At 32.8% G+C, this 10,159-nt stretch carries 9 protein-coding genes and 1 other annotated feature; all 9 genes read left to right on the plus strand.

The window, feature by feature from the left end; all coding sequences use genetic code 11:
* Positions 1–10: 10 nt before the first annotated feature.
* Entirely contained in the window at positions 11–1,486 is a 1,476-nt protein-coding gene (galT, locus tag HT691_RS02040; RefSeq protein WP_023932602.1) for a UDP-glucose--hexose-1-phosphate uridylyltransferase, read from the plus strand.
* 12 nt (positions 1,487–1,498) lie between these two features.
* On the plus strand, positions 1,499–2,509 hold the full coding sequence (gene galE / locus HT691_RS02045; RefSeq protein WP_000996560.1) for a UDP-glucose 4-epimerase GalE: 1,011 nt from the start codon (positions 1,499–1,501) through the stop codon (positions 2,507–2,509).
* A gap of 179 nt (positions 2,510–2,688) precedes the next feature.
* Positions 2,689–3,348: a DUF1868 domain-containing protein gene (locus HT691_RS02050; RefSeq protein WP_000793811.1), complete on the plus strand. Its 660-nt coding sequence runs from the start codon at positions 2,689–2,691 to the stop codon at positions 3,346–3,348.
* A gap of 24 nt (positions 3,349–3,372) precedes the next feature.
* Positions 3,373–4,440: an extracellular solute-binding protein gene (locus HT691_RS02055; protein ID WP_000738377.1), complete on the plus strand. Its 1,068-nt coding sequence runs from the start codon at positions 3,373–3,375 to the stop codon at positions 4,438–4,440.
* Positions 4,441–4,543: 103 nt separating this feature from the next.
* Entirely contained in the window at positions 4,544–5,554 is a 1,011-nt protein-coding gene (locus HT691_RS02060) for an ABC transporter ATP-binding protein (protein WP_023932608.1), read from the plus strand.
* 11 nt (positions 5,555–5,565) lie between these two features.
* Positions 5,566–7,257, plus strand: coding sequence for an iron ABC transporter permease (locus HT691_RS02065; RefSeq protein WP_023932610.1), 1,692 nt, complete (start codon positions 5,566–5,568; stop codon positions 7,255–7,257).
* Between the two features lie 2 nt (positions 7,258–7,259).
* Positions 7,260–7,970: an MgtC/SapB family protein gene (locus HT691_RS02070; protein WP_000127548.1), complete on the plus strand. Its 711-nt coding sequence runs from the start codon at positions 7,260–7,262 to the stop codon at positions 7,968–7,970.
* Between the two features lie 95 nt (positions 7,971–8,065).
* Positions 8,066–8,434 (plus strand): hypothetical protein, encoded by a 369-nt coding sequence (locus HT691_RS02075; protein ID WP_000656287.1) that lies wholly within the window; start codon positions 8,066–8,068, stop codon positions 8,432–8,434.
* Between the two features lie 107 nt (positions 8,435–8,541).
* Entirely contained in the window at positions 8,542–9,543 is a 1,002-nt protein-coding gene (locus HT691_RS02080) for a LacI family DNA-binding transcriptional regulator (protein ID WP_000789949.1), read from the plus strand.
* Between the two features lie 211 nt (positions 9,544–9,754).
* Positions 9,755–9,985 (plus strand) — a binding site (T-box leader).
* The last annotated feature ends 174 nt before the right edge of the window (positions 9,986–10,159 follow it).

The raw sequence follows: 10,159 nt of genomic DNA on the forward strand, positions 1-10,159 counted from the left end.
AGAAAAATATATGAAAACAATTATTGATAATTTTGTTGATAGAGTAATTGAATACGGAATGTATAATGAAATTGACAAAATATATGTGAAAAATAGAGTATTAGCGTTAATAGGTGAGGAGGGAACTGATCGCATTTCCGATGAAAATGACCTGAAACAAATAAAAGATTACTTAGTGGAAATCGCCTTAAAAAACGGTAAAATTAAAGATTTAATCGAGGAAAAGGAATGTTTAGGAGCAGAGTTAATGAATTTCATAGTTCCTTTACCTAGTCGATTAAATGATATTTTTTGGAGTTCATATGATATATCACCTCAAGAAGCAGTTGAAGAGTTTTATAAGTTAAGTAAAGATAGTGATTATATTAAAACTTCTGCTATTGCTAAGAATATTGAGTTTAGAGCATCAACTAAATATGGAGAGCTAGAGATTACGATAAATTTGTCAAAACCCGAAAAAGATCCAAAAACAATTGCTGCTGAAAAATTAGTAAAAGCAACTAATTATCCCAAATGTTTACTATGTATGGAAAATGAAGGATATCAGGGGCGAATAAATTATCCAGCACGTTCGAATCATAGAATTATTCGGTTGAAACTTGGTGACGAAGTATGGGGATTCCAGTATTCTCCCTACTCATACTTTAATGAGCATGCGATATTTTTGAATAGTCAACATGTACCAATGGCTATTACCTCTAAAACATTTGAACAATTATTGGAGATTGTTGATATTTTGCCAGGATATTTTGCTGGTTCAAATTCTGATCTTCCTATCTCAGGAGGCTCCATTCTTAGTCATAACCACTATCAGGGAGGGAAATATATTTTCCCAATGGAAAAAGCAAAATTTGAGAGTGAATTTCGTTTTAAAGACTTTGAGGATATTAATGCTGGTATTGTAAAATGGCCAATGTCAGTAATTAGGTTACAAAGTGAAAATAAAAATCGCTTGTTAGATTTAGCTACTAAAATTCTAAATAAGTGGAGAGAATATTCAGATTTAGAAGTAGACATCATTGCTATGACTGAAGATGTCCCACACCATACGGTGACTCCTATTGCTCGTAAAGTGGACGGGAGATATGAATTAGATATTGTTCTAAGAGATAATCATACTACTGAACAATACCCAGATGGTGTTTTCCATCCTCATCAAGATGTACAACATATTAAAAAGGAAAATATCGGATTAATCGAAGTGATGGGACTTGCGATATTACCACCTCGTTTGAAACCAGAGTTAGAAGAAGTTGGAAAATATCTTTTAGGAGAGGAAAACGCAATTGCGGATTATCATTTAGAATGGGCCGACCAATTGAAAGAAAAATATCCTAACATTAAAAAAGAAGAGGTTAATAGCGTAGTTCAACACGAAGTAGGACAAGCATTTGCGAGAGTCCTAGAAGATGCAGGTGTTTATAAGAATACTTCATCTGGACATGAAGCGTTTATGAGATTTGTTAAGTCGGTTGGAATTAATTAGGAGGAAACCCAAATGGCAATATTGGTAACAGGCGGAGCTGGTTATATTGGTAGCCATACCGTAGTAGAATTACTAAATTTAGGAAAGGAAGTTATCATTGTCGACAACCTTTCGAATTCTAGCATCTTGGTGCTAGACCGTATTGAAGCAATTACAGGAATACGTCCTGTGTTTTACGAATTAGATGTTTGTGATAAACAAGCATTGAGAAAGGTATTTGAACAAGAATCGATTGATGCTGCAATTCATTTTGCAGGTTATAAAGCTGTCGGAGAATCCGTGCAAAAGCCTGTGATGTACTACAAAAATAATATTATGAGTACATTGGCACTTGTTGAAGTGATGTCAGAATTTAATGTTAAAAAGATTGTCTTTTCTTCAAGTGCGACTGTATATGGAATTAACAATCAGTCACCTCTAATTGAGACGATGCAAACAAGTGCGACAAATCCTTATGGGTATACGAAAGTGATGCTTGAGCAAATTTTAAAAGATGTTCATGTGGCAGATTCAGAATGGAGTATTGCGTTGCTTCGTTATTTCAATCCAATTGGTGCTCATGAGTCTGGGCTTATTGGGGAAGATCCCTCAGGAATTCCTAACAACTTGATGCCTTATATTGCACAAGTAGCGGTAGGTAAGCTGTCAGAGCTAAGTGTGTTCGGAAATGATTATGATACGCTTGATGGTACTGGTGTGCGTGATTATATCCATGTAGTAGATTTAGCAATAGGACATATAAAAGCTTTAGAAAAAGTATCTGAAAAAACAGATGTTTATATCTATAACCTAGGCTCGGGAGAAGGCACTAGTGTATTACAACTTGTAAATACATTTGAAAGTGTTAATAAGATCCCTATTCCTTATAAAATAGTTCCAAGACGTTCAGGAGACGTTGCAACTTGTTATGCAAATGCAGACAAAGCATATAAGGAATTAAATTGGAGAACAACAAAATCGATTGAAGACATGTGTAGAGATACATGGAATTGGCAATCAAAAAATCCCAATGGCTATAATTGATGATACTGTCTATATGAGTGCTGTATTTTGGAAAAATTACTTAACCTTTTAATGAAATGTATATTTAATGAAAGATAAATTAAAAAAAATGTTTGACAGCGCTTGACAAAGGAAACGGTTTCATTGTATAATGTAAACATGATGACACCGATGTCAAATATAAAAAAGAAGGTCTTTATATGAAAAACTTAACAAAAATTAAGTTCAAAGAGAATGGGGAATTTAATCATTTCCCTGGGAATACAGTTGTAGCAAATCTTTATACTAAACAAGATTTGATGGAAGTTGTTGATATTATTCAATCACGTTATAGAGAATTACCATTTATCGATAAGTTCACTTTAACTCCAAGGAATTCTATTCACATGACTGTAATTGAATTGTTGTGCCATGAAAATCGTGAAACGGAGTTTTGGAGCAGTAATCTTCCTCTAGATACACCTTTACAGGAAATACATGATTACTTTGCTAAACAACTTGAAATTTTTCCATTGTTGGATGAAGAAATTCATATGCGTGTAACTGAAATGGGAAAACAAAACATATTAGTTGAACCTGCAGATGAAGCTTCTGCAAAGAGATTAGAAGAAATTCGTACTTATGTCTCAGAAAAAGCAGGTGTTCGTTTCCCTAATCATGATAGATATCAATTCCATATTTCAATTGGGTATCTTCGAATTCCTTTAACCGAAGAGGAGGAAGAAGAGTTTACTAAAGTCAGAGCAGAATTAACTGAAATTTTATTAGAGAAGATTCCAACTATTACTGTAAACCGTATTGACTATACTGTATTTGAAGATATGAGACAATTTGTTCCATATCACGAAAAATTTAAATAAAATAATAAAAAAGGAGAACTTATCATGAAAAAAATGAAAGTTTGGTCTACTGTACTTGCAACGGGAGTTGCTCTTACTACACTTGCTGCTTGCTCTGGAGGTTCAAATTCTACGACTGCTTCTTCATCTGAAGAAAAAGCTGATAAAAGTCAAGAATTAGTAATCTATTCGAACTCAGTCTCAAATGGTCGTGGTGATTGGCTAACTGCTAAAGCAAAAGAAGCTGGTTTTAATATCAAAATGGTTGATATCCCTGGCGCTCAATTAGCAGACCGTGTTATTGCTGAGAAGAATAATGCAGTTGCAGATATGGTATTTGGAATTGGTGCTGTTGATTCAAATAAAATTAGAGATCAAAAATTACTAGTACAGTACAAGCCTAAATGGTTAGATAAAATTGATCAATCTTTATCAGATAAAGATAATTATTATAATCCTGTGATTGTTCAACCATTAGTTTTAATTGGGGCGCCTGATGTAAAAGAAATGCCTAAAGATTGGACAGAATTAGGTAGTAAGTATAAAGGTAAATATTCAATTTCTGGTCTTCAAGGTGGTACAGGACGTGCAATTCTAGCAAGTATCTTAGTTCGATACCTTGATGATAAAGGTGAATTAGGTGTTTCCGAAAAAGGTTGGGAAGTAGCAAAAGAATATTTGAAAAATGCATACACTCTTCAAAAGGGAGAAAGTTCAATTGTTAAGATGTTAGACAAAGAAGATCCAATACAATATGGAATGATGTGGGGTTCTGGTGCATTAGTTGGACAAAAAGAACAAAATGTTGTTTTCAAAGTTATGACTCCTGAGATCGGTGTACCATTTGTAACTGAACAAACTATGGTTTTAAGCACTAGTAAAAAACAAGCGTTAGCTAAAGAATTTATTGATTGGTTTGGTCAATCAGAAATTCAAGTAGAATATAGTAAGAACTTTGGATCTATTCCTGCAAATAAAGATGCCCTCAAAGATCTACCAGAAGATACTAAGAAATTTGTTGATCAAGTGAAACCACAAAATATTGACTGGGAAGCTGTTGGAAAGCATTTGGATGAATGGGTAGAAAAAGCTGAATTAGAATACGTACAATAAGAAATAAGAGTTAATTTTTATGTCCAAGTCTCTCTATTATTTCTAAATTTATGGAAGAAATAAAGAGAGGCTTTTGGTTTTAGTGATAGAGGGAGTTAGTGAGATGATTAAATTTGATAATATTCAAATTAAATATGGTGATTTTGTTGCAATTGATAATCTGAATTTAGATATACATGAAGGGGAATTCTTTACTTTTCTTGGGCCTTCAGGATGTGGTAAATCAACTACTTTGAGAGCTTTGGTAGGTTTTCTAAATCCATCATCAGGAAGTATTGAAGTTAATGGAACAGATGTCACTCATTTGGAACCTGAAAAGCGTGGAATTGGTATTGTATTTCAATCTTATGCGCTATTTCCAACTATGACTGTTTTTGATAATATTGCATTTGGTTTAAAAGTTAAGAAGGTAGCTCCAGATGTTATTAAAGCTAAAGTATCAGCAGTAGCAGCAAAAATTAAGATCTCTGATCAACAGTTACAGCGTAATGTATCAGAATTATCTGGGGGTCAACAACAAAGGGTAGCATTGGCTCGTGCTCTGGTTCTTGAACCTAAAATTCTTTGTCTAGATGAACCATTGTCAAACCTTGACGCAAAATTACGTGTAGATTTGAGAAAAGAGTTGAAAAGACTTCAAAAAGAGTTAGGTATTACTACTTTATATGTTACTCATGATCAAGAGGAAGCCTTGACTTTATCTGATAGAATTGCAGTCTTTAACAATGGATACATCGAACAGGTCGGTACACCAGTAGAAATTTATCATAATTCTCAAACTGAATTTGTATGTGATTTTATTGGAGATATTAATGTTTTGACTGATGAAACAGTCCACGAAGTATTATTGAAAAATACAAGCGTTTTCTTAGAGGATAAAAAAGGATACATTCGATTAGAGAAAGTTCGATTCAATCGTGAAACTGAACAAGATTTTATTCTAAAAGGGACAATTATTGATGTTGAGTTTTCTGGAGTTACAATTCACTATACAATAAAAGTTTCTGAAAGTCAGATTCTTAATGTAACAAGTATTGATAGTCAGGCTGCTATTAGATCTGTCGGAGAAAGTGTGGAATTATTTATCACTCCATCAGACGTTCTGCAATTTTAAGGAGGTGCAGTATGCGTCATAAATTAAATTTAAAAGATTGGCTTATTCGTTTAGGGTTAATCTGGTTCTTAGTAACATTTATTATTTATCCAAACTTTGATCTAGTAGTGAATGTATTTGTAAAAGGAGGAGAATTTTCCCTTGATGCTGTACATCGTGTTCTAAAATCTCAGAGAGCACTTCAGAGTATTATGAACAGTTTTAAGTTAGCATTTTCACTCATTATTACAGTTAATATCGTAGGTATTCTTTGTGTTCTATTTACAGAGTACTTTGATATTAAAGGTGCTAAAATTTTAAAATTAGGTTATATGACTTCTTTAATTTATGGAGGAGTGGTTTTAGCGACTGGATATAAATTTGTCTATGGTCCTTATGGATTGATTACAAAATTTTTACAAAATGTTATCCCTTCTTTAGACTCTAACTGGTTTATTGGGTATGGTGCAGTCTTATTCATTATGACATTTTCAGGAACTGCTAATCATACATTGTTTTTAACAAATACAATTCGAAGCGTTGACTATCACACTATTGAGGCTGCTCGAAATATGGGAGCAAAACCATTTACTGTTTTCCGAAAAGTAGTGTTACCAACCTTAATTCCAACTCTATTTGCACTTACTATTATGGTTTTTCTTAGTGGTTTATCTGCAGTAGCAGCACCCATGATTGTTGGTGGTAAAGAATTTCAAACTATAAATCCAATGATTATTACATTTGCAGGGATGGGGAATTCTCGTGATTTAGCTGCCTTACTTGCAATTATTTTAGGTATTGCAACTACAATTTTGCTTACTATCATGAATAAGATAGAAAAAGGTGGAAATTATATTTCTATCTCTAAGACTAAAGCGCCTCTTAAAAAACAAAAAATTGCGTCTAAGCCTTGGAATATCATTGCTCACATTGTAGCATATGGATTGTTCACAGTTTTCATGCTTCCACTAATTTTTATAGTATTATACTCATTTACAGATCCAGTTGCAATTCAAACAGGTAACTTAACATTATCAAACTTTACTTTAGAAAATTATCGCTTATTCTTTAGTAATAGTGCGGCATTCTCTCCATTCTTGGTCAGCTTTATTTATTCTATTATTGCTGCGACAACAGCAACAATTCTCGCAGTTGTATTTGCTCGTGTTGTCAGAAAACATAAATCTCGTTTTGATTTCTTATTTGAATATGGTGCTCTACTTCCTTGGTTACTACCAAGTACACTTTTAGCAGTAAGTTTATTATTTACTTTTAATCAGCCACAATTTCTTGTCTTGAATCAGATTTTGGTAGGTGGTTTGGTAATTCTACTTATTGCATATATAGTTGTAAAAATCCCATTTTCTTATAGAATGGTACGTGCTATTTTATTTAGTGTTGATGATGAGATGGAAGATGCAGCAAGAAGTATGGGTGCTTCACCTTTTTATACTATGATGAAGGTTATCATTCCATTTATTTTACCGGTTGTTCTCTCTGTTATTGCTTTAAACTTTAACTCTTTATTAACTGACTTCGACTTATCTGTATTCCTTTACCATCCCCTAGCTCAACCATTAGGTATTACGATTCGATCTGCAGGTGATGAAACAGCAACATCTAATGCACAAGCTCTGGTATTTGTTTATACAATTGTTCTGATGATTGTTTCTGGAACTGTATTATACTTCACACAAAGACCGGGGCGTAAAGTAAGGAAATAATCATGACAGCCACTAGTCTTGGGTTATCACATATTGAAATAGTTGTCAGGATTGTTTTATCAGTAGTTATTGGTGGTGTAATTGGTTTAGAGAGAGGAAGTAAATCTCAACCAGCAGGTATTCGTACACATAGTATTGTTTGTCTGGCTGCATGTTTAATTATGATGACGAATGAATACGTATCTTATAAATTTGGTACAGGAGATCCTACACGCTTAGGTGCGCAGGTTATATCAGGTGTTGGTTTTCTTGGGGCTGGAACAATACTTATTACAGATAAAAAGAAAATAACTGGTTTAACAACTGCAGCCGGAATATGGGCTTCAGCTGGAATTGGATTAGCTATTGGAGTAGGTTTTTATGAGGGAGCTCTTTTAGTAGCCATTTCTGTTTGGGGTGTGATATCTATGTTCCAACCACTAAAAAAATATCTACGAAATCGTTCTAAAATGATTGAATTGTATATAGTGGTTAAATCTACAGAAGCCTATAATCGTGTATTGGTTTATTGTGCAGAAAATGGCATTAGAATGACTGATTCTAGAACTGCATTTGGAGATGTTAATTCTGACAGAATTGAATATTTTGATGTTCCAGACAAAAAAATCGCGTCATTTATTACTCTGGAATTATCAGGTAGATTTGAGCACCTTAAACTAATGGAAGAAATTGCTAATATTGTAGGTGTTATTTATGTCGAAGAAATTAGCTGAAATTTAGTAAACAAAGGGACAGATGTTTTTGTCCTTTTGTTTTTTAGATGTTTTAATCATCTAATTTTTGAGTAGATTTTTGCTCAGAGGTTTTTATGAAAGATTATAAAATCAATTTTGATTTAGGTAAAATAGAATATTTTGATAATAATTGTTTGATACAAGTATACAAATTTATTTCTTTTTATGATATTTGTGAAATGGTGTTTGCCTTTCATTTACCTCCTGATGAGTTGATAACAAATGTTATCTTTAAAGAAAAAATTAACTCTATGTTAAAATGTTACATTGACAGGCTATTATATGTTTTTATAAATCCTACACATTTTACTGAAAAAGTTAATCTACAATTTTATGGCAGTTTTTTCTCATATGAATTTATTTGTCGTGAAGTTGGAAACATTCTTAAAAATAAAGGTGTGAAATGCAATTTAAACTTTTTTGAAGGGAAAGAATATTTGTAAAATTAATTTTGTGAATTTGTGGATCTTAAATAATTTACTAAATTCTCTTGTTAAAAAAAATTAAATATTGTATAGTAATATTAGAATGTTCGTAATGGAGGACTGAAATGAAAAATATAAATGGGAAAAAGGTAACTATTTATGATATTGCACGTTTATCAGGTTTTTCTCCAAAAACAGTTTCACGAGTTATTAATGGTGGAGTAAATGTTAAAGAAGAAACTTATCAAGCGATTCAAAAAGTTATAGAGGAATTGTCGTATATTCCAAATGCGTATGCAAAAAATTTAACTAAAAAAGAAGCTATAAATATATTGATTTCTGTAAAAAAAATCGACTCTTTTCCTTTAATTTGGTTTCATACGCTGTTAGATAAAGTGTTACGGACGTGTAAAGAATTTGGTGTTAATGCTATAGTTGAGTACTTTGGAGAGGAGGATACAATTAGTAATTCAATTATATCAAGCACAGGTAGCCTAGTAGATGGTGTTATTGTTTTTTATGAAAGTGTAGATGATATCAGAATTCAGTATTTAAAGAAGAACCATATGCCTTTTCTTGTTTTCGGTGAATCTCAAACGTCTGGAGTAGTCTATGTATCTAATAATAATTTTCAAGCTACTTATGATATGATGAAAGCTGTAACTGAAGAAAAATTTAAAAATATGTGGTTGCTTATGGGAGGAGAATCCCATGTTAATAAGGATCGTGAAAGAGGTGTGCGTTCTTTTCTGAATGATAAAAATTACTTTATGGATTTAAAAGTCATTTATGGCTTATCTACAATTGATTCAGTTTATTCTTATGCAATGCAGCACTTGACTACCCAAAATTATCCGGACATTATTTTTGTTTCAGGAGATGAAAAGGTTCAGGGCTTGATTCGTGCGTGCTATGAGAAAGGAATTCTTATTCCAGATGATATTTCTATCATTGGATTTGATAATATTCCTATTTCTCAGTATTATACTCCAGCTTTGTCTACAATTGCTCCCAATTATGTTAAATTGGCTAAAGAAATGATAGAAGGTGTTTTAGCAATTATTAAAGGGGAAAGTGTCACATCTGTTGAAGTTTCTCCTAAATTTGTTAGGAGACAGAGTTTCTAGTATTGTTTAATTCTTGAAAATCCTAGTGGAAAAGATGGAGTGTTCTAAAATAAGTTCTGTTTAGCCTCCATTCAGTTTCTATTGAGTTGGATCCAATTTCTAACAAGTGGGACATGTTCATGTTCGATTTAAGGAAGACATGGTCACATTCGAATGATATTTTCAAAAAAATCGTAAAAAAGTCTTGACAAAGAAAAAACAAAGTATTAAAATAAGTTCAACAAATCAGAAAAGTAACTATTTTTGATCTTCAGGGAGCCTGTGGTGGTTGTGAATAGGTGGTTGGAAGTAGTGAAAGTGGGCTGATTTTGAAAATGAATTTGAAACAATGAAAATTCGGTGCGCACACCTTACAGTGCAGCTTGTTGTTAGACAAGGCAGAGATGTAAAGGAGATAGTTCCTTTATAATTGAGGTGGCACCGCGTTACCAACGCCCTCACATGGAAGTAGATTCCGTGTGTGGGCTTTTTTCTATCCGTCATTTTGTTTATCTTTTATTAGGGCCTTAAGTCGCTTTGATGAACTTGAGTTCTATCTACAGCTCCTTGCCTACTACTAAAAGCAAACAAAAAGGCCGGACTAATACGAAAAAAGCTAGTAATACTCAATGAAAAT

Origin of the sequence: Streptococcus sp. 477 (assembly GCF_013277295.1) — a bacterium.
GTDB classification, from domain to species: domain Bacteria; phylum Bacillota; class Bacilli; order Lactobacillales; family Streptococcaceae; genus Streptococcus; species Streptococcus pseudopneumoniae.